Origin of the sequence: Pseudomonas sp. NPDC087690, assembly GCF_044743175.1 — a bacterium.
In the GTDB taxonomy this organism is placed as follows: domain Bacteria; phylum Pseudomonadota; class Gammaproteobacteria; order Pseudomonadales; family Pseudomonadaceae; genus Aquipseudomonas.
The window spans coordinates 184,067-201,869 of the sequence record NZ_JBIUVX010000002.1; the positions used below are offsets into that span (position 1 = coordinate 184,067).

General features: G+C 58.0%; 22 protein-coding genes and 4 tRNA genes. 15 read left to right on the top strand and 11 right to left on the bottom strand.

Features of this window, described 5'->3' with window-relative positions:
* Positions 1-57 precede the first annotated feature (57 nt).
* Positions 58-1,389, bottom strand: coding sequence for a tRNA 5-hydroxyuridine modification protein YegQ (yegQ, locus tag ACIPIZ_RS04900; protein ID WP_401164357.1), 1,332 nt, complete (start codon positions 1,387-1,389; stop codon positions 58-60).
* Between the two features lie 192 nt (positions 1,390-1,581).
* Between yegQ and ACIPIZ_RS04905 the strand changes: the two genes are divergently transcribed.
* Together ACIPIZ_RS04905 and ACIPIZ_RS04910 are read left to right on the top strand one after the other, a co-directional pair.
* Positions 1,582-2,268 carry a cysteine hydrolase family protein gene (locus ACIPIZ_RS04905; RefSeq protein ID WP_401164359.1) on the top strand — a complete coding sequence of 229 codons (687 nt, stop codon included), beginning with the start codon at positions 1,582-1,584 and terminating at the stop codon, positions 2,266-2,268.
* A 111-nt stretch (positions 2,269-2,379) separates the two neighbouring features.
* Positions 2,380-3,441 carry an AI-2E family transporter gene (locus tag ACIPIZ_RS04910; RefSeq protein ID WP_064389213.1) on the top strand — a complete coding sequence of 354 codons (1,062 nt, stop codon included), beginning with the start codon at positions 2,380-2,382 and terminating at the stop codon, positions 3,439-3,441.
* On the opposite strand, the gene ACIPIZ_RS04915 is transcribed toward ACIPIZ_RS04910, so the two are convergent.
* From ACIPIZ_RS04915 to ACIPIZ_RS04925, 3 genes are all read right to left on the bottom strand, one after another.
* On the bottom strand, positions 3,438-3,620 hold the full coding sequence (locus ACIPIZ_RS04915; RefSeq protein ID WP_007917359.1) for a hypothetical protein: 183 nt from the start codon (positions 3,618-3,620) through the stop codon (positions 3,438-3,440). The genes ACIPIZ_RS04910 and ACIPIZ_RS04915 overlap by 4 nt on opposite strands.
* 102 nt (positions 3,621-3,722) lie before the next feature.
* Positions 3,723-3,917 carry a hypothetical protein gene (locus ACIPIZ_RS04920; protein ID WP_016984641.1) on the bottom strand — a complete coding sequence of 65 codons (195 nt, stop codon included), beginning with the start codon at positions 3,915-3,917 and terminating at the stop codon, positions 3,723-3,725.
* A gap of 230 nt (positions 3,918-4,147) precedes the next feature.
* Positions 4,148-4,507: a hypothetical protein gene (locus ACIPIZ_RS04925; RefSeq protein WP_007917357.1), complete on the bottom strand. Its 360-nt coding sequence runs from the start codon at positions 4,505-4,507 to the stop codon at positions 4,148-4,150.
* Positions 4,508-4,762: 255 nt separating this feature from the next.
* Between ACIPIZ_RS04925 and ACIPIZ_RS04930 the strand changes: the two genes are divergently transcribed.
* Entirely contained in the window at positions 4,763-5,581 is an 819-nt protein-coding gene (locus ACIPIZ_RS04930; protein ID WP_401164360.1) for a shikimate 5-dehydrogenase, read from the top strand.
* Between the two features lie 192 nt (positions 5,582-5,773).
* On the top strand, positions 5,774-6,292 hold the full coding sequence (locus ACIPIZ_RS04935; RefSeq protein WP_122854307.1) for a cupin domain-containing protein: 519 nt from the start codon (positions 5,774-5,776) through the stop codon (positions 6,290-6,292).
* 116 nt (positions 6,293-6,408) lie between these two features.
* Here ACIPIZ_RS04935 and ACIPIZ_RS04940 read toward each other — a convergent pair whose 3' ends face one another.
* Complete coding sequence (locus ACIPIZ_RS04940; RefSeq protein WP_064389216.1) at positions 6,409-7,056, bottom strand: YceH family protein; 648 nt, start codon at positions 7,054-7,056, stop codon at positions 6,409-6,411.
* A 124-nt stretch (positions 7,057-7,180) separates the two neighbouring features.
* Between ACIPIZ_RS04940 and ACIPIZ_RS04945 the strand changes: the two genes are divergently transcribed.
* The gene (locus ACIPIZ_RS04945; protein WP_401164363.1) at positions 7,181-7,690 is read left to right on the top strand and encodes a DUF1993 family protein; all 510 of its coding nucleotides are present in this window, start codon (positions 7,181-7,183) and stop codon (positions 7,688-7,690) included.
* 255 nt (positions 7,691-7,945) lie between these two features.
* Here ACIPIZ_RS04945 and sstT read toward each other — a convergent pair whose 3' ends face one another.
* Positions 7,946-9,178 carry a serine/threonine transporter SstT gene (sstT, locus tag ACIPIZ_RS04950; protein ID WP_401164366.1) on the bottom strand — a complete coding sequence of 411 codons (1,233 nt, stop codon included), beginning with the start codon at positions 9,176-9,178 and terminating at the stop codon, positions 7,946-7,948.
* A 337-nt stretch (positions 9,179-9,515) separates the two neighbouring features.
* Between sstT and ACIPIZ_RS04955 the strand changes: the two genes are divergently transcribed.
* Positions 9,516-10,679, top strand: coding sequence for an MFS transporter (locus tag ACIPIZ_RS04955; protein WP_064389219.1), 1,164 nt, complete (start codon positions 9,516-9,518; stop codon positions 10,677-10,679).
* Here the strand turns inward: ACIPIZ_RS04955 and nhaR are convergent.
* On the bottom strand, positions 10,674-11,573 hold the full coding sequence (gene nhaR, locus ACIPIZ_RS04960; RefSeq protein ID WP_064389220.1) for a transcriptional activator NhaR: 900 nt from the start codon (positions 11,571-11,573) through the stop codon (positions 10,674-10,676). The genes ACIPIZ_RS04955 and nhaR overlap by 6 nt on opposite strands.
* Before the next feature lie 133 nt (positions 11,574-11,706).
* On the opposite strand from nhaR, the gene ACIPIZ_RS04965 reads away from it, so the two are divergent.
* Together ACIPIZ_RS04965 and ACIPIZ_RS04970 are read left to right on the top strand one after the other, a co-directional pair.
* Positions 11,707-11,949 (top strand): hypothetical protein, encoded by a 243-nt coding sequence (locus tag ACIPIZ_RS04965; RefSeq protein ID WP_007917343.1) that lies wholly within the window; start codon positions 11,707-11,709, stop codon positions 11,947-11,949.
* Between the two features lie 29 nt (positions 11,950-11,978).
* A complete protein-coding gene (locus ACIPIZ_RS04970; protein ID WP_007917342.1) occupies positions 11,979-12,728 on the top strand; it encodes a TerC family protein in 750 nt (249 codons plus the stop codon).
* Positions 12,729-12,983: 255 nt separating this feature from the next.
* On the opposite strand, the gene ACIPIZ_RS04975 is transcribed toward ACIPIZ_RS04970, so the two are convergent.
* The gene (locus tag ACIPIZ_RS04975; RefSeq protein WP_163024176.1) at positions 12,984-13,154 is read right to left on the bottom strand and encodes a hypothetical protein; all 171 of its coding nucleotides are present in this window, start codon (positions 13,152-13,154) and stop codon (positions 12,984-12,986) included.
* 234 nt (positions 13,155-13,388) lie between these two features.
* Between ACIPIZ_RS04975 and ACIPIZ_RS04980 the strand changes: the two genes are divergently transcribed.
* The 3 genes from ACIPIZ_RS04980 to ACIPIZ_RS04990 all read left to right on the top strand — a co-directional run bounded on the left by ACIPIZ_RS04980 (position 13,389) and on the right by ACIPIZ_RS04990 (position 14,574).
* Positions 13,389-14,060, top strand: coding sequence for a peptidase C39 family protein (locus ACIPIZ_RS04980; protein WP_122662051.1), 672 nt, complete (start codon positions 13,389-13,391; stop codon positions 14,058-14,060).
* 88 nt (positions 14,061-14,148) lie between these two features.
* On the top strand, positions 14,149-14,355 hold the full coding sequence (locus tag ACIPIZ_RS04985; RefSeq protein ID WP_064389223.1) for a DUF6021 family protein: 207 nt from the start codon (positions 14,149-14,151) through the stop codon (positions 14,353-14,355).
* A 12-nt stretch (positions 14,356-14,367) separates the two neighbouring features.
* Entirely contained in the window at positions 14,368-14,574 is a 207-nt protein-coding gene (locus ACIPIZ_RS04990; RefSeq protein WP_064389224.1) for a hypothetical protein, read from the top strand.
* A 53-nt stretch (positions 14,575-14,627) separates the two neighbouring features.
* On the opposite strand, the gene pbpG is transcribed toward ACIPIZ_RS04990, so the two are convergent.
* Together pbpG and folD are read right to left on the bottom strand one after the other, a co-directional pair.
* The gene (gene pbpG, locus ACIPIZ_RS04995) at positions 14,628-15,566 is read right to left on the bottom strand and encodes a D-alanyl-D-alanine endopeptidase (protein WP_064389225.1); all 939 of its coding nucleotides are present in this window, start codon (positions 15,564-15,566) and stop codon (positions 14,628-14,630) included.
* A gap of 230 nt (positions 15,567-15,796) precedes the next feature.
* Positions 15,797-16,651 (bottom strand): bifunctional methylenetetrahydrofolate dehydrogenase/methenyltetrahydrofolate cyclohydrolase FolD, encoded by an 855-nt coding sequence (folD, locus tag ACIPIZ_RS05000; RefSeq protein ID WP_064389226.1) that lies wholly within the window; start codon positions 16,649-16,651, stop codon positions 15,797-15,799.
* Positions 16,652-16,926: 275 nt separating this feature from the next.
* On the opposite strand from folD, the gene ACIPIZ_RS05005 reads away from it, so the two are divergent.
* From ACIPIZ_RS05005 to ACIPIZ_RS05020, 4 genes are all read left to right on the top strand, one after another.
* Positions 16,927-17,003: transfer RNA gene (locus tag ACIPIZ_RS05005), tRNA-Arg, on the top strand.
* A 32-nt stretch (positions 17,004-17,035) separates the two neighbouring features.
* Positions 17,036-17,111, top strand: a tRNA-His gene (locus ACIPIZ_RS05010).
* A 58-nt stretch (positions 17,112-17,169) separates the two neighbouring features.
* A tRNA-Leu gene (locus ACIPIZ_RS05015) sits at positions 17,170-17,254 on the top strand.
* A gap of 77 nt (positions 17,255-17,331) precedes the next feature.
* Positions 17,332-17,407, top strand: a tRNA-His gene (locus ACIPIZ_RS05020).
* A 45-nt stretch (positions 17,408-17,452) separates the two neighbouring features.
* Here ACIPIZ_RS05020 and ACIPIZ_RS05025 read toward each other — a convergent pair.
* Positions 17,453-17,665: a hypothetical protein gene (locus ACIPIZ_RS05025; RefSeq protein WP_122854304.1), complete on the bottom strand. Its 213-nt coding sequence runs from the start codon at positions 17,663-17,665 to the stop codon at positions 17,453-17,455.
* Positions 17,666-17,803: the final 138 nt, after the last annotated feature.

The following is a 17,803-nucleotide window of genomic DNA, read 5'->3' on the forward strand; positions in this document are numbered from 1 at the left end:
TCAGTCCCCTCTCCCTCTGGGTGAGGGCTAGGCGGGCGGCGTTCCGATGAGGGCTTCTCAGGCGCCCCGCAGATCCCGCATCAACAACCCAAACCGCAAATCCACCCCCTCCGGAATCGGCAGATAAACCGTATGCCCATCCCCCGGCGCCACCTCGATCGCCTCACCCTTGAGGCTCTGCAACTCATGCAGATCAAAATGAAAATTGCCTTTGGGGGTCATCAGTTCCAGATGATCGCCAAGGGCAAAGCGGTTCTTCACCTTGACCTCGGCCAAGCGATCACGCCGTTCGCCGGTCAGTTCGCCGACGAATTGCTGGCGCTCCGAGACTGAGCTGCCGTTCAGATAGTTCTGGTATTCGTCATGCACGTGGCGGCGCAGAAAACCTTCGGTGTAGCCACGCTGCGCCAGTGACTCCAGATCGGTCATCAGGCTGCGATCAAACTCACGCCCGGCCACGGCATCATCAATTGCCCGGCGATACACCTGGGTGGTGCGCGCGCAGTAGAAATGCGATTTGGTTCGGCCCTCGATCTTCAATGAATGCACGCCCATGCGTGTCAGGCGCTCGACGTGTTGCACGGCGCGCAGGTCCTTGGCGTTCATGATGTAGGTGCCGTGCTCGTCTTCGAACGCCGGCATCAACTCGTCAGGGCGATTGGCTTCCTGCAGCAGGAACACCTGATCGGTCGGCGTGCCGAGGCCCAGGGTCGGCTCGGGCTGAAAGGTCTGGACGATCTCGCCGAGCTGGTTTTGCGTGGCTTCCTGCGCCGAGTATTTCCAGCGACAGGCATTGGTGCAGGTGCCTTGATTGGCGTCGCGTTTGTTCATGTAGCCCGACAGCAGGCAGCGCCCGGAATAGGCCATGCACAACGCACCATGCACGAACACTTCCAGCTCCATGCCTGGCACCTGTTCGCGGATTTCGCCGATCTCTTCCAGTGACAGTTCTCGCGACAGGATGATCCGGCTCAACCCCTGCTGCAGCCAGAACTCGACACTCGCCCAATTCACCGTGTTGGCCTGCACCGACAGGTGTATCGGCATCTGCGGGAAATGCCGGCGCACCAGCATGATCAGCCCCGGGTCGGACATGATCAGCGCATCCGGTGCCATCTCGATCACCGGTGCCAGATCCTTGAGAAAGGTCTTCAACTTGGCGTTGTGCGGAGCGATGTTGACCACCACGTAGAAGCGTTTGCCCTGCGCCTGCGCTTCGCGAATGCCCAGCGCCAGATTGGCATGATCGAATTCGTTGTTGCGCACCCGCAGGCTGTAGCGCGGTTGCCCGGCGTAAACTGCATCGGCGCCGTAGGCGAAGGCGTAGCGCATGTTTTTCAGGGTGCCGGCGGGGGCAAGCAGTTCCGGGGTGGCGAGGGTTGGGGTCATGGCGGTGTCGGTCGCAAAAGCGCGGCAGGGTAATGCGGATTCCGGCGAGCTTTATTGACCTGGATCTATGCTTTGGCGGGGCGTCATATCTGTGCAGAAACAGCACAGATCATGTGCCGGTTTCACGGTGTTCCCAATGCGGGCGCCTGCTTAAGCTTTGTCCATCACTCAATGAACAAAGGTATTTCCCCCATGCAACGCTTGCCCCGTCGATTTCTCAGCGCTTGTGCATTTTCCGCTGTATTGGCCAGCACCACTGCCTTGGCAGACAGCCATCCAACGATCCGTGCAATGTCTGGCTCCACACCGGTCAGCCAGTTGCCCGCCGGCAAATCCGCGTTGCTGGTGATTGATTTTCAGAACGAATACTTCACCGGCAAGATGCCGATCCCCGACGGTGCCGCCGCGCTGGCCAACACCCGTAAGCTGATCGCCTTCGCCGACCGCCACAAGATCCCCGTTTATCACGTTCAACACGTGGCCCCGGCCGGTTCGTCAGTGTTTGCCATCGATGGTGACACGGTGAAATTTCACCCGCAGATGCAGCCACGCGCCAAGGACCTGGTGCTGCAAAAAACCACCGTCAGTGTGTTCGGCAGCACCGATCTGAACGAACGCCTGAAGCAGTCCGGTATCCGCACGGTCATCGTCGCGGGCCTGATGACCCACGCCTGTGTCGCCGGCGCTGCGCGCGATGCAGCGCCGTTGGGGTACAACGTGATCGTCGCGTCCGACGCTTCGGCGACCCGGGCGATCACCCGCGCCAATGGCGTGACCATCGACAAGGATTCCTTGCACAAAGCCGCGCTGGCGGAGGTCGAGGACACCTTTGGCGATGTGCTGAACACCGAGCAGATCGTGCAACTACCGGTTAGATAACCGCCTCATGCCGATCCGCAACTATGCTCCATGAATAAAGATGGCACTCGTGCAGGCCCCGGTTGACTAAGGATCGGGGCGTGCATGACGCCTGACTGAAATGGATCGGACATGAACGAAAAAAGCCTTCAATTCAAATCCCTGACCGTGCTGCTGGTGCTGGTCACGGTGGCCTTTATCTGGATCCTGTTGCCGTTCTACGGTGCGGTGTTCTGGGCGGTGATCCTCGGCATTCTGTTTGCGCCGATGCAACGCAAATTGCAGGCGAAATTCGGCTGGCAACGTAACCTGACCTCGCTGTGCACATTGAGCATCTGTCTGGTCATCGCGATTTTGCCGGTGATCATCGTCAGCGTGTTGCTGGTGCAGGAGGGGGCGACGGTTTACAAGAATATCGAAAGCGGTGAGCTGGACATTGCCGCGTATCTGGCGCAGTTCAAGCACAGCTTGCCGCCATACTTTCAGCACTTGCTCGACCGTTTCGGCATGGGCGAACTCAATGGCCTGCGCGAGAAAATCGTCAAATCGGCGATGCAGGGCAGTCAGGTCCTGGCCACTCAAGCGTTCAGTTTTGGTCAGGGTACGTTCGAGTTCGTGGTGAGTTTTTTCATCATGCTGTATCTGCTGTTTTTCTTTCTGCGTGACGGCGCCGAACTGGCGCGCAAGGTGCGGACCGCCGTGCCACTGGAGGAAGGCCACAAGCGGCGCTTGCAGTTGAAGTTCAACCGCGTGGTTCGGGCGACGGTGAAGGGCAATCTGGTAGTCGCGGTGACTCAAGGCGCGCTGGGCGGAGCGATTTTCTGGTTTCTCGACATCCCCAGCGCATTGCTGTGGGCGGTTTTGATGGGGTTTTTGTCGTTGCTGCCAGCGGTGGGCGCGGGGATTGTCTGGGCGCCGGTGGCGGTGTATTTCCTGCTCAGCGGGATGATCTGGCAGGGCGTGGTGCTGGGCTTGTTCGGGGTTTTCGTGATCGGTCTGGTGGACAACGTGCTACGACCGATTCTGGTGGGCAAGGACACCAAAATGCCCGATTACCTGATTCTGATCTCGACCCTTGGCGGTCTGGCAGTGTTCGGCCTCAACGGTTTTGTGATTGGGCCGTTGATCGCGGCGTTGTTCATGTCGAGCTGGGCGTTGTTCGCCGAGACCAAGCCCAAGGTGCAACTGCCTTAAGCGTGGAACGGCTCGCTGACGATCTTCTGCGACAGTGCCTGCGCAGCGGGCAGGGAAGTGAGCGGGCCGCTGATCGCTTCACCGTCGCGCATCAGATACCAGCAGGCGAGCAAGCCCGAAGCCCTGAGCGAAGCGGGAACGGCGCTGCCGATAACGGACATGATTTGAACCTGAGCCATGACGAATACCTCCATCTATCAATGGAGCTACCTTAGAGATTCGCCGGTTCTACGGACAATCAACGCTTTCGATAGTGGTCATTGACGCCGTTGAGGGCGGGCTCAGTCGACCACCTGATCAAGCATGTGCATGACCTCGCGCTCGTTGAGCAAACCCTTGTGCACAAGATTTTCCGCCAGCAGCGAGAGAAATTTCGCGCAGCGATGGCCTTCCAGGTGCTTGAGTTCGGTCAGCGCGCTGTACACCTTGCTGGAGGTGCACAGGCCGACGATGCGGTGCGGGTTTTGTGTTGGCATACAGTCGTCCTTGTTGTTATCAACCTGTTGTTTACGGACGGATTCAGATTGCAGCTCCGTCATGACAAAAAAGTGACCGTTTTGTGGAAATGTACATAACGGTCACTCAATCATGCCGACTTTAGCCGGTGAAACTGTCCTCACAGCGACCTTGGCGAGATTTTTTCAGACGCTGGCCGACCAACGGTCATAAAAAAGCCCCGCTATAAAAGCGGGGCTTTGTGTTTCGGTTACCAGCGTGGGCCGCCATAGTAGCCATGTGGCCGACCGTAATAGCCGCGAGGCGGGCCGTAGTAGACGGGGGCCTGTTGGATATACACCGGTTGCTGCACATACACCGGTGCCGGTTGGTAGTAGACCGGTGGTGGTGGCTGCTGCACGTAGACCGGTTGTGGTTGAACATAAACCGGCTGTTGTTGCACATACACCGGCCGATCCTGGTTGATCAGTGCCGAGCCGATGATGGCCGAGCCGACGATCGCGCCAAACACCGCAGGGCCTTGCCAGCCGTGGCCACCACCGGCTTCTGCCTGACCTGTGACAGCGAGTGCGCCAATCAACAAGGCCAGAATGGGGAGTTTACGAATCATGATGAGTCCTCGGTTCTTCGACCCGGTGACAGGGCCTGCACCAGGCCCACAGTTGTCGCGGGGATACTTCTAAGACAGCGAAATTGTGAAAATCAGCACAGCCGTTGGGTAAATTTTGTGTAAGGTCTGTACCGGCTTCTTTACCGGGCCGGCGAGGGCCACAAAACACGTTTAAAACAGGCCTCTATGATCGTTCAGAACCCGATGGGCTGGCTAATCCCGTCTATCCGAAAGTGCGTTTGAAGGAGAAGTTTCATGCAGATGAACCCGAACAAAGACACCCAGCTGTGCATGTCCCTGTCAGGGCGCCCAGGCAATTTCGGTCTGCGTTTTCATAACCATTTGTATGAGCAGTTGGGGCTGAACTTTTACTACAAGGCGTTCAGTAGCCAGGACCTGACCGGTGCCGTCGGCGGCATCCGCGCACTGGGAATTCGTGGCTGTGGCGTGTCGATGCCGTTCAAGGAAGCCTGCATTGCGCTGGTCGACGAACTGGACGCGTCGGCAGCGGCGATCCAGTCGATCAACACCATCGTCAACACCAGCGGCCACCTCAAGGCTTACAACACCGATTACATTGCCATTGAGCAGTTGCTGAAAACCCACGCAGTGCCCAAAGAATCGACTTTCGCCCTGCGCGGCAGCGGCGGCATGGCCAAAGCGGTGGCCAGCGCTTTGCGCGATGGTGGTTATAAAAACGGTTTGATCGTCGCCCGTAACGAGCGGGCAGGGCGGGCGTTGGCGCAATCGCTGGGCTATCGCTGGCAGGCTGAGCTGGGCGATGAGCGCCCGCAGATGCTGATCAACGTGACGCCGGTGGGCATGGACGGTGGGCCGGAGGCTGGGCAACTGGCGTTTGCGTCTGAGGTTATTGCAGCAGCTGATACGGTTTTTGATGTGGTGGCGATTCCGTCGGAGACGCCGTTGATCGTGCGCGCTCGGGCCGAAGGTAAAAAGGTGATTACCGGGCTGGAGGTGATTGCGATTCAGGCGCTGGAGCAGTTTGTCTTGTACACCGGCGTGCGCCCGACTGAAGAGCAATTTGCGGCGGCGGTGGCGTTCGCCCGGAGCTGATCAGCGAATTGTGTAAGAGCCTTACCGGCTTCATCGCGAGCAGGCTCACTCCTACAGTTGGAATGCGTTCACCCTGTAGGAGTGAGCCTGCTCGCGATGGCCTCACAACGGATTTAGATCAGAACCTTGCCTATACTGCCTCCCCAGCAAGCCCAGACTTGCCCACCACAAAAAACCGTGACCGAGGCCCCCATGCACCCGCCCATCCTCAACCTGCATCAGGTCGAACTCGAACTCCTGCCCGCAGCCTTGGCACCCGAAGGCGAAACCGCCGGGCGCTATCAGCAGCGCATGGCCCGCGTCGGTCAGCAATTGGGTTCGCAGAAGCTTGGTTATCGGCTGTACGCGTTGCCACCGGGCATGCGCGGCAGTCCGTTTCACAGCCATCGGGTCAACGAAGAAATGTTCTACGTGGTGGCCGGGGAGGGCGAGGTGCGTCTTGGCGCCGAGCGTTTTCCGATTCGCGAAGGCGATGTGATCGCCTGTCCGCCGGGTGGCCCGGAGAAGGCGCATCAGATCATCAACACCAGCTCGGGCGAATTGCGTTATCTGGCGGTGAGCACCCAGCAGCAGCCGGAAATCTGCGAATACCCGGATTCGAACAAATATGCGGTGATGGATAATTTTCAGGTGGATGCCGAAGGTAATACTTCAGGCTTTGTGGCGGTGGCGCGGCAGACGGATGGTGTGGATTACTGGGATGGGGAGTAAAACATAGATCCCTTGCAGGAGTGAGCCTGCTCGCGATAGCGGTGTGTCAGTCACATCATATTTGACTGACACACCGCTATCGCGAGCAGGCTCACTCCTGCATTGGTTCTGTGTGGTTATTCTAGGCGGGCCAGGCGTTCTTCCAGTGCGGCGATCCGCGCCTCGAGCTCTTCGATGCGCTCGACTGACACGCCACTGCTTGCGCCGCGATCCGACGGATTCTGCCGCGCCGCCATGATCGCTTCGATGTCCGCCGGGTCCCCCAGCGCATGGGTGTAGCGATCTTCACGCTGCCCGGCCTGACGCGGAATCAGCACCGCCAGCCCGCGCGCAATCAGGCGTTCAAGCTGATGCACCACCTGTTCGGCATCTTCGAAATCATGCATGCGGCCGCTGCGGGTCAGCAGTTCGTTGACGGTTTGCGGACCACGCAGAAACATCAATCCACTCAAAATCACCTGGGCCGGCACCAGCTCCAGCGCCTTGTCGACCTTGTGCTCCCAGCGGTCGGCGCGACTGCCCATGACAAGCTTGGCGAAACCGCGGCCTTCGAGGGCGCGCAGGCTCTGGCCAACCTGGCCCTGAGTCAGGTTCATCACCGGTTCGCGGCTGGTTTTCTGATTGCACGCGGTGACCAAAGCGTTGAGTGTCAGCGGATAGGTTTCCGGGCTGGTCGCCTGTTTCTCGATCAACGAGCCGAGGATGCGGATTTCCGTGGCATTGAGCCGAGGCTCGTCGAAGGTGGATTCTGGTTCTGTGGTCATCGCGCGTTCCCTCTGCAGTCGAAGGCGCCTAGCCTAATCCTTGCCAAACAAAAGGCAAGCCGTGTGGTCATCAAGCATGGCTATAATCGCCTCCTTGTTCCACCCAGCCACCCACGAGACTGCCATGACCATTTCCCTATACGCCGCATCCGTCCCGGTTTTTCAACAAATGCTCAACGCTTTGAGTGATGTGTTGAAAAAGGCTGAAGCCCACGCCACCGAGAAAAACATCGACCCGAACGCCTTCCTGCAAGCGCGTCTGTTCCCGGACATGTTCCCGCTGACCCGTCAGGTACAGATCGCCGTGGACTTCGCCAAAGGCGTCTCCTCGCGTCTGGCTGAAGTCGAAGTGCCGAAGTACGACGATACCGAAACCACCTTCGCCGAGCTGCAAGTCTTGATCGCCAAGGTGCTGGCCTACATCGGCGAGATCAAGCCAGAGCAGATCGATGGCAAGGAAGGCATCGAAATCGTCACCCGTCCGGGTACACCGAAAGAGAAGCGCTTCAGTGGTCAGGCTTATTTGCTGACTTACGGTTTGCCGCAGTTCTTCTTCCACGTCACCACGACTTATGCGCTGCTGCGTCATAACGGGGTTGAAGTGGGCAAGCGTGATTACATGGGCGCGTTCTAAAACGTCAAAGCCCCTCATCGGAACGCCGCCCGCCTAGCCCTCTCCCAGAGGTAGAGGGGACTGACCGAGTTGTTTGTTCGAGATACGCCGACCTGATCTATCGAGTCGAACTCAGGTTTTGAACAGCACACAAATCAGCTCCCTTTCCCCCTCGCCCCCCTGGGGGGAGAGGGTTGGGGTGAGGGGGAAAAGATCTCAGCCACAAAAAAGCCCGCCAAGGTTCACACCATGGCGGGCTTTTCATTACAGCGAATATCAAGCCGTGCGTTGGGCTTTGGCTTCCTCACCCAGGCACGCCGCAGCGGTGAACAACACGTCAGTCGACGAGTTCAGCGCGGTCTCTGCCGAATCCTGCAACACACCAATAATGAAACCGACCGCCACCACCTGCATGGCAATCTCACTCGGAATGCCAAACAAGCTGCATGCCAACGGAATCAACAGCAATGAACCACCGGCGACACCCGAAGCGCCACACGCACAAATCGCCGCGACAACGCTGAGCAGAATCGCCGTCGGAATGTCCACGGCAATGCCCAGCGTATGCACCGCAGTCAGGGTCAGCACGGTAATGGTGATCGCCGCGCCGGCCATGTTGATGGTCGCGCCCAGCGGGATCGACACCGAATAGGTGTCTTCGTGCAGGCCCAGACGCTTGCTCAATTCCAGGTTGACCGGAATGTTCGCCGCCGAGCTGCGGGTGAAGAATGCAGTGATACCGCTTTCACGCAGGCACTTGAGGGTCAACGGATACGGATTGCGACGCAGCTTCCAGAACACGATCAGCGGGTTCATCACCAGCGCCACGAACAGCATGCAACCGAGCAGGACAGCCAGCAGGTGCGCGTAACCGATCAGTGCGCCAAAACCTGAGGTGGCCAGTGTCGAAGCGACCAGACCGAAAATGCCCAGCGGCGCGAAGCGAATCACTACGCGCACGATCAGGGTCACACCGTTGGACAGATCACCCAGCACTTCGCGGGTGGTGTCACCGGCATGGCGAATCGCGACACCCATGCCGATCGCCCAGGCCAGAATGCCGATGAAGTTGGCTTCGATCAGCGCCTTCACCGGATTATCGACCACACTGAGCAGCAAACTTTGCAAGACCTCACCAATGCCGCCCGGCGCAGTGACCGCAACGTTCTCGGTGGCGAGCACCAAGTGCGACGGGAACGCCATGCTGGCAACGACGGCCACCACTGCTGCGGCGAAGGTGCCCAGCAGATAGAGGAACAGAATCGGGCGGATGTGGGTTTCCTGGCCGTGCTTGTGGTTGGCAATCGAGGCCATTACCAGCACGAACACCAGAATCGGCGCGACGGCTTTCAACGCCGACACGAACACTTTGCCGATGAACGCGGTGTCTTTTGCCACTTGCGGGGCAAACATCGCCAAGGCAATACCGGCGATCAGGCCGATGAGGATCTGTGCGACCAGGCTCAGGTTCTTCAGACGTTGCAATAGAGAAGGGGATGAAGCAGTCATAGCGGCATCTCTGATTTTTTATAGGGTGCAGGGTTGCGTGATAGCGATGGCAAAACGGGGGCAGACCACCGTCACGCACCGAAAGGGCTGACGCGAGATCAACGCCAGTAAACTGGTCGTTGAATAGGCTGTACGTTTTTCAGGGCGCGGACTTTATCACAGCGTAGGCCTTATCCTTCAGGCCTGTGACGATCTGCCACCGGATCAGGCAACAAAGTCGGCAGGTTTGGGCAAGTCAGCCCGGACACACTCTGTTAAGATTGCCCATCCTTATTTTCAAGTCATGCCAGCGGGCCTCCGGGTCAACGCTGGTGTCGTCGTTTTGCTGGAGTTGCGCATGCTGTTGCCCATTCTTCTGTTGTCTGCCGCCGGATTCACGGTGCTGACCACGGAATTCGTCATCGTCGGCCTGTTGCCGGCGATTGCCCGCGACCTTGAAGTCACCATCCCGCAGGCCGGGTTGCTGGTGACTCTATTCGCTTTTACCGTGGCCATGTTCGGGCCTTTCTTGACCGCCTATTTCGCTCGCTTCGAGCGGCGCAAGCTGTTTATCAGCATCCTGATCATGTTTGGCCTCGCCAATACCGTGGCCGCGCTGGCGCCGAACATCTGGGTGATGGCGATTGCCCGACTGATCCCGGCGCTCGGTCTGCCGGTGTTCTGGGCCTTGGCCAGTGAAACAGCGGTGGACATCGTCGGCCCGGATTTCGCCGGCCGCGCGATCGCCAAGATCGGCTTCGGCATTGTCTGCGCCACGGTGTTCGGTATTCCGGTAGGTACGTTGATCTCCGATGCGTTCGGCTGGCGCAGTGCCTTTGGCATTCTGGCAGTCATCGCGTTTGCCAAAGCCTTGCTGCTATTTGTTTACCTGCCGAAAACCAGCCTGCACCAGCATCAGGTCAGCTTCCGTTCGCAGTTCAAGATCTTGCGCAGCCCGTTGATGATCGGCCATATCGTCCTGTCGATTCTGGTGTTCAGCGGCATGTTTACCGCTTACACCTATCTGGCCGACATTCTTGAGCGCCTCGCCGGGTTCAACGGCACTGTCGTCGGTTGGTGCCTGATGGCCTTCGGCGCGGTCGGGCTGATTGGCAACTCGCTGGGCGGTCGTGCGGTGGACCGGCATCCGCTGGGGGCGTCGGTGTTGTTCTGTGCGTTCATGATTTCCGGCATGGTCTCGCTGGTGCCGAACATTCATTCGCCAGTGGGTCTGGCGGTGGCCATGGGTATCTGGGGTATCACCCAGGCTGCATTGTTCCTGGTCAGCCATGTGCGTCTGATGAAAGCCGCGCCAGAAGCGCCGGCCTTTGCTGCTTCGCTGAACATCGCCGGGGCCAATCTGGGCATCGGTCTGGGCGCTATCGTCGGTGGCCGGGTCATCGACAGTGCAGGCCTGGGCTTCCTCGGCTTTGCCGCCGCCGGTTTCATTCTGCTGTCGGTATTCCTCGCCATGGTGCTGATGACGCTCAAGCCGCGCGAAATGTGCGCTGAGGCGTCATAACGCAGTAAACAGCTCGCGTCGGGCACCTTCGGTAATCGCAACGATACCGGGGTGCTTGACCTTGCGTTCCACCGAAATGGCATAGAACGACTCGGTCACTGCGTCGGTCTGGCCTATCAGTTCGACGCCGTACTGGCGCTTCACTTCATCGGCAATCACGCTCGGGCCGATAAAAATCCCGCTGCCGGATTGGCCAAACGCCTGCATCAAGGCACTGTCATCAAACTCGCCGACGATTTGCGGCTGGATCTGCTGCTCGGCAAACCAGCGCTGCAAGCGGCTGCGCACTACGGTTTCCGCGCCAGGAATCAGCAGTGGCGCGCCGTGCAGGCTGCGCGGGAAATCCTGACCGTATCTGCCCGCCAGTTCGGCGGTGGCAAAGAAACTGATCCCGCATTCACCGAGTTTCTGGCTGTAGCCCTTGATGTCCAGATGCGAAGGCATCGGGCTGTCGGAGATCACCAGGTCCAGGCGCTGGATGGCCAGATCGGCGAGCAAGCGTTCGAGTTTGTCTTCGCGGCAGGTGATGCGCAGCGGTTCATTCAGCTCCATGGTCGGTGCTATCAGGCGATAGACGATGGATTTTGGCACCACGTCTGCCACCCCTACACGGAACAGAATCTGCTGTTCGTTGGGCTGGGCGCGCAGCATCAATTCCAGTTCGCCGCCGAGTTGAAACATTTGCTCGGCGTAGGGCAGGGCTTGTCGCCCGGCTTCTGTGAGTTCCAGCTGTCGGCCAACCCGTCTGAATAACTCGATGCCATAAGTCTGTTCGAGCAGTGAAATCTGCCCGCTGATGGTCTGTGGCGTCAGGTTCAATTGTTCGCAGGCGCGCACGATACTGCCGGTCTTGGCTACGACCCAAAAGTAATGCAGTTGTCGGTAATTAAGCATAACGTTCTACAGTTCGTGAAAACCGAAGTATAGCCGCTAAAAATACGAATTTTCCTGAAGTGTTCATCTCCCTAGAATGCCCAGCCATCGACGGCCGGTCTGTGAGCCTGTCTGTTCATTCGAAGGAAACTTTATGAAATACACCATCCCAGCATTGATGTTTACGTCTTTACTGCTTTTGGCCGGTTGCGATCAGGCCGAGAAAAGCGCCCAGCAATTGATGGGTAAGGCTGCCGAAAGCGCCAAGCAAGCGATCGACGACACCCATAAAGCCGCTGAACAAGCGCTGAGCGATGCCACCGGCGGCTTGATCGAGAAAAAAGAAACACCGGAAAAAGACGCGGAAAAATCCGAATCTTCCTCCAAGACCATCTAATTCGTCTTACACAGAGTCAGGACTGACCCATGGAATATCTGTTACAGCTCGCCGCCAGCCCCACCGCCTGGGTTGCTTTGGCCACATTGGTGGTGATGGAAATCGTGCTTGGCATCGATAACCTGATCTTTATCTCGATCCTGACCAACAAATTGCCCAAGCAGTACCAGCAGAAGGCGCGCCGCATCGGTATCGGCATGGCATTGATCCTGCGACTGGCACTGTTGAGCACCATCGCGTTCATCGTGCAGTTGACCGCCCCAGTGATCGAGATTCTGGGTCAGGCCTTTTCCTGGAAGGACATGATCCTGATTGCCGGTGGTCTGTTCCTGGTCTGGAAGGCCACCACCGAGATCCATCACAGCATGGACCCGGCACCGGAAGATCCGAAGTCGGCGACTTCGACGGTTACTCTGGGTTTCGCTGCCGCTATTGGCCAGATCCTGATGCTCGACATGGTGTTCTCGATCGACAGCATCATTACTGCCGTCGGCATGACTGAACACTTGCCGATCATGATCATCGCGGTGGTGGTGTCGGTGCTGGTGATGCTGTTTGCTGCTGAACCGCTGGCCAAGTTCATCAACGACAACCCGACGGTGGTGATGTTGGCCCTGGGCTTCCTGATCATGATCGGTATGACCTTGATCGCTGAAGGCTTCGGCGCCCATGTACCGAAAGGTTATGTGTATGCGGCGATGGCGTTCTCGGCAGCGATTGAAGTGCTGAACATGATGTCGCGTCGGGCCAGGCAGAAGAAGTTGGCTGAGCAGGCGTAATCGCCAATAAGCCAAAAAGGCCGCTTGAACTGAGTTCAGGCGGCCTTTTTTCATTTCAGGTTTTCTATACCCGGTAAGACCAGCCCCTCACCCCAGCCCTCTCCCGAGGGAGAGGGAGCCGATCTGAAGAGTATTTTAGTCTTGAGTTCGGCTCGGTATTGCAGGTCTACGTAATTCGAGTATGCCACTCGGTCAGTCCCCTCTCCCTCTGGGAGAGGGTTAGGGTGAGGGGGCCTTTGCTTTTGCTGTTCAATTTCAGTGCGCGGTCGCGTGGCGAACCCGGTGCTTCTCGGCTTTCTCAACTGCAGCAGGCTGAACCGGATGGTGATGATGGCGCCGCGAAATCCGCAGCACCCCCCACAACATGGCAGCAGCCACGGCCAGCCAGCCGGCAATCAACATTACGATAGTCATGGTCAGGCTCATCAGTGCCTCCTCTTCGCCCTGCATCGGGCGCACACTTTTTCAATTTGCTCTGTTTCAGTGACAGTCTAGACAATGGGGTGTTTCAGGCTATTGACCAAAGGTCGGTGGTGACCAATCAGTTTGCTCTATGCAATCGATGTGTCTGCCGCTTAAGGCTATACCGCAGCCTGGCGCGGCCCTATGATCGCAGGCGTTGCCGGAACACGATGACCGGCGTCTGAACAGAGAGTGACGATGGTGCAGGTATTTTCTCGAATTCGTGTGGCGCTGCTGGTGGCCGGATGCGCGGCCATGTTGGCCGGCTGTGCAGGCAGTGTCGCGCCTGAGGTCAAGCGTCTGCCGGAACGGGTCGAACTCAGCGGCACGTTCTATCGCGGCGAAGCCAATCAGAGCGGGCCGCAAGTGCTGGCCAGCCTGTTGTCGCAGCAGGGCATCGTGATTACCCCGGGTTTGCTGGAAAAGCCACTGCGCTTGCCGGGTGCCGAAGACAAACTGCAGGAGAATATCCAGAACCTTGCCCGTGAATACGGCATGGTGGTTTATCCGCTGGACAGCGACCTGCCCGCGCTGTTGATGCAAGTGGCGGCGGGTTACCCGGTGATGGTGCGCTTCAGCGAGGGCTCGGCGTTCTGGGCGGAGCCGCGTTACGCGATCCTGTCCGGCTACGACCGCAATAAACAGAAGGTTTTGCTGCGTGCCGGCATGAATCGTCGCGAACTGATGAGTTTCAGTGCCTTTGAATCGGCGCTGGAAAAGTCCGGTGGCTGGGCGATTCTGATTCAAAAACCCTCGCAGATCCCGGCAGCCGTCGACCGTCAGCGCTGGCTCAAAGCGGCGGATGAACTGGCTCAGGCCGGTCAGGAAAACGAAGCAGCGCAGGCGCGCAAGGCATTGGCGGCACACTGAGTCTCCGTTCGTCATCTGCCGGGCACGACTGCGCCCGGCAAGCCTCTTACGCCTATAACCCGTTTTTCGGGTGAATCAGGAGGTGAGCATGGCAGATTCCCCATCGCCGAAAGGCCCGCATTCGACCGAGCATTCTTCGGGACATGATCTGGGCTTCGATCCGGATTCGCCGGATCTCGATGATCCGCAAGTCGATCCCGTCGGCCCGGCGAAAGCGCCGAAAGACGTGAAACCCGGCGAGGACGATAAGCAGCCGGCCAAGCCTTATGACCCATTAGCCAATCTGAAACCTTGATGTGAGGTGCGTATGAGTACCGATTCAAGCTTCGACGACCAGAAACCGGACAGCGTGCCTACCACCCCAGAGCCGGAGATTGATCCGGTGCTGGACCCGGATAGCCCGCTGCGCGATCCGATGGCCCGGCCCAATATCATGACGCCCGAACCTGCACGGGATCGGAGTGCAGGCGATGGCATCCCCGATGACGACCAGATGCCGCTGCCCAATGACTGACATACAGATGAAAAAAAGCCCCGAAGATTCGGGGCTTTTCCTTGTGTGGCGGATTACTTGGACGCTTCAACTACGCCACTCTGGCGCGACTTGAGGTTTTTCTCGGCCTTGTATTGTTGCGCCACCGCAGGAACGTTGGCGCTGCGGCCGGTTTCAACCCAGCTGCGGATACGGCTGGCATCGGCAAAATGGGTGTATTTGCCAAAGGCGTCGAGAATCACCAAGGCGACCGGACGGTTACCCATCCTCGTCACCAGTACCAGGCAATGCCCGGCGGGGTTGGTGAAGCCGGTCTTGGTGATCTTGATGTCCCAGTCGGCTTTATTGACCAAGTGATCGGTATTGCGGAAACCCAAGGTGTAATTGGGTTTGCGGAACGACACGGTTTTTTCCTTGGTGGTGGTGAGCTCGCTGAGGAGCGGGTACTTGTGCGCGGCCACCAGCAGCTTGCTCAGGTCGCGGGCGGTGGAAACGTTACGCTCCGACAAGCCTGTTGGCTCGACGAAGTGCGTACTGGTCATGCCCAGTGCCTTGGCCTTGGCGTTCATCGCCGCGATAAAGGCTGCGTAGCCACCCGGATAGTGGTGCGCGAGGCTGGCGGCGGCGCGGTTTTCCGAGGACATCAGCGCAATCAGCAGCATCTCGCGGCGCGGCAGCTCACTCTTGAGTTTGACTCGGGAGAACACACCTCTCATTTCCGGTGTGTTGCTGATATCGACATTGATCCATTCGTCCATGTTTTGCCGGGCTTCAACCACTACCAGTCCAGTCATCAGCTTGCTCACCGAGGCGATCGGCACGATCACGTCAGGGTTGCTGGAATAAATGACTTTGTTGGTCTGCATATCCATGAGCAGGGCGCTGCCGGAGGCGATCTTCAGTGTCGAAGCGTCACGGGGGGCAGCGGTGGTTTCCGCAGCGTTGATCGTTGGCGTGATGAAAGTGCCTGTAAATGCAAAAAACAGGCTCAGAATCGAGAGACGAATTTTCACGCGGGCGAACTCATAAAGGTTGGATATTCCGTTAGTTTGTAACGGGTTATTTCTTCAAAGCGTCGCATTCTAGGAGTATGGCTGAAGATCTGTCGATGGTTGTTTGAAGGGCCTGAAAATCTCGTGAAAAGGCCTGTAAAAAGAGGGGGTTCCGGCGAACGGTTACAGTTTTTTCTCAGGCATGAAAAAACCCGCACAAGGCGGGTTTCTCTTATTGCTGAAAGTACCGGTCAGGCGTGCAGGGTTTCTGCCGCATACAGGGTGTTTTCCAGCAGGCAAGCGCGGGTCATCGGACCGACGCCGCCCGGCACCGGAGTGATCCAGCCAGCGCGGGGCAGGGCGGTTTCGTAGACAACGTCACCGACCAGTTTGCCGTCGTCCTGACGGTTGATGCCGACGTCGATCACGATCGCGCCTTCCTTGATCCACTCGCCCTTGACCAGGCCCGGCTTGCCGGCAGCCACGACCACCAGATCGGCACGACCGACGTGGCCGGCCAGATCTTTGGTGAAGCGGTGGGTCACGGTGACGGTGCAGCCGGCCAGTAGCAGTTCCATCGCCATCGGACGACCGACGATGTTGGACGCGCCGACAACCACTGCGTCCATTCCATAGAGGTCAGCGCCAGTGCTTTCCAGCAGCGTCATGATGCCTTTAGGTGTGCACGGACGTAGCAGCGGAATGCGCTGGGCCAGGCGACCGACGTTATAAGGGTGGAAACCGTCGACGTCTTTGTCCGGGCGAATGCGCTCGAGCAGTTTCGAGGCGTCCAGGTGCTCGGGCAGCGGCAGTTGCAGCAGGATGCCGTCGATCGCAGGGTCGTCGTTGAGACGATCGATCAGATCGGTCAGCGCTTGTTGCGTGGTTTCAGAGGGCAGGTCGTACGCTTGAGAGAGGAAGCCGACCTCTTCACAGTCTTTACGCTTGTGCGAGACATAAACCTGAGAGGCAGGATCGCTGCCGACCAGGATCACCGCGAGGCCGGGAGTGCGCAGGCCTTGCTGGCGACGCTCGGCAACTCGTTGGGCGATCTGCTGGCGCAGGCTGGCGGCGATCGATTTGCCGTCGATTAGTTGTGCAGTCATTGCGCGTGATTAACCATCGAGAGGGGAAAAAATGAGAACGCATTCTCGCATGTCGCGCGGTGAGGGCAAAGGCGCTTGGTCAGCAAATTCCCCTAACCCCTTTAATTAAATGAATTTTTTTCAAAAAGGATTTGACGACCTTTGGAGCGCTCTATACTATTCGTCGCACTTGTCGGGCACAGCCTAGCACTGGTTAAGAAGGTGGAGCGGAATGTATGTTCTGCGACACTGGAAAGCACTTAGTTTGTAGTCCTTTAAGAGTACAGATTAACAAGGCGCCCGTAGCTCAGCTGGATAGAGCATCCGCCTTCTAAGCGGATGGTCGCAGGTTCGAGTCCTGCCGGGTGCGCCATTAGGCAGCTTTGGCACAAGTAACGCGATATGGTGGGCGTAGCTCAGTTGGTAGAGCACGGGATTGTGACTCCCGTTGTCGTGGGTTCGATCCCCATCGTCCACCCCATATTTCGAAAAAACGCCAGATTTAACGGTCTGGCGTTTTTGCTTCAAAGGCTTCATCTGCGGATGTGGTGGAATTGGTAGACACACTGGATTTAGGTTCCAGCGCCGCGAGGCGTAAGAGTTCGAGTCTCTTCATCCGCACCAATTAAAGCTTCATTCGGGTCTTCGGGCTGGTGAGGTTTCAACAAAGAAGTTAATTGGCTTTTTTGTTACGCAATATGGTGGGCGTAGCTCAGTTGGTAGAGCACGGGATTGTGACTCCCGTTGTCGTGGGTTCGATCCCCATCGTCCACCCCATATTTCGAAAGGCGCCAGATTTAACAGTCTGGCGCCTTTTTTGTTTTAGCGGTTTTGAAAACCGGCAATTGCCGGTTTCGGGACGCAAGAGCAGGGCGCTTCGTCGTATTTATGTTGCTCGATGATGCCGCGCTGCTCGCCGGGCTTGCTTGCAAGGCCGGCCGTCAGGGAGTGATTGGCAGTCTCTTCTATATATAGAAGCGGTTGGCGCAGAGCCCTGGCGTGATTGGTTGTATTCGCCTGTGGGATGCGCTGCATTGGTGTAGCGGTCCCGATAAAATGCCTGCTGTTTTTTTACCCGTTTTCAGTAGGGTGACTTCTTGAGTTTGACCCACTAGAATGCATGCCCTTGATTCTGGGGTCGGAAACGGCCGGCTAACGTCTGTGCAACGAGGA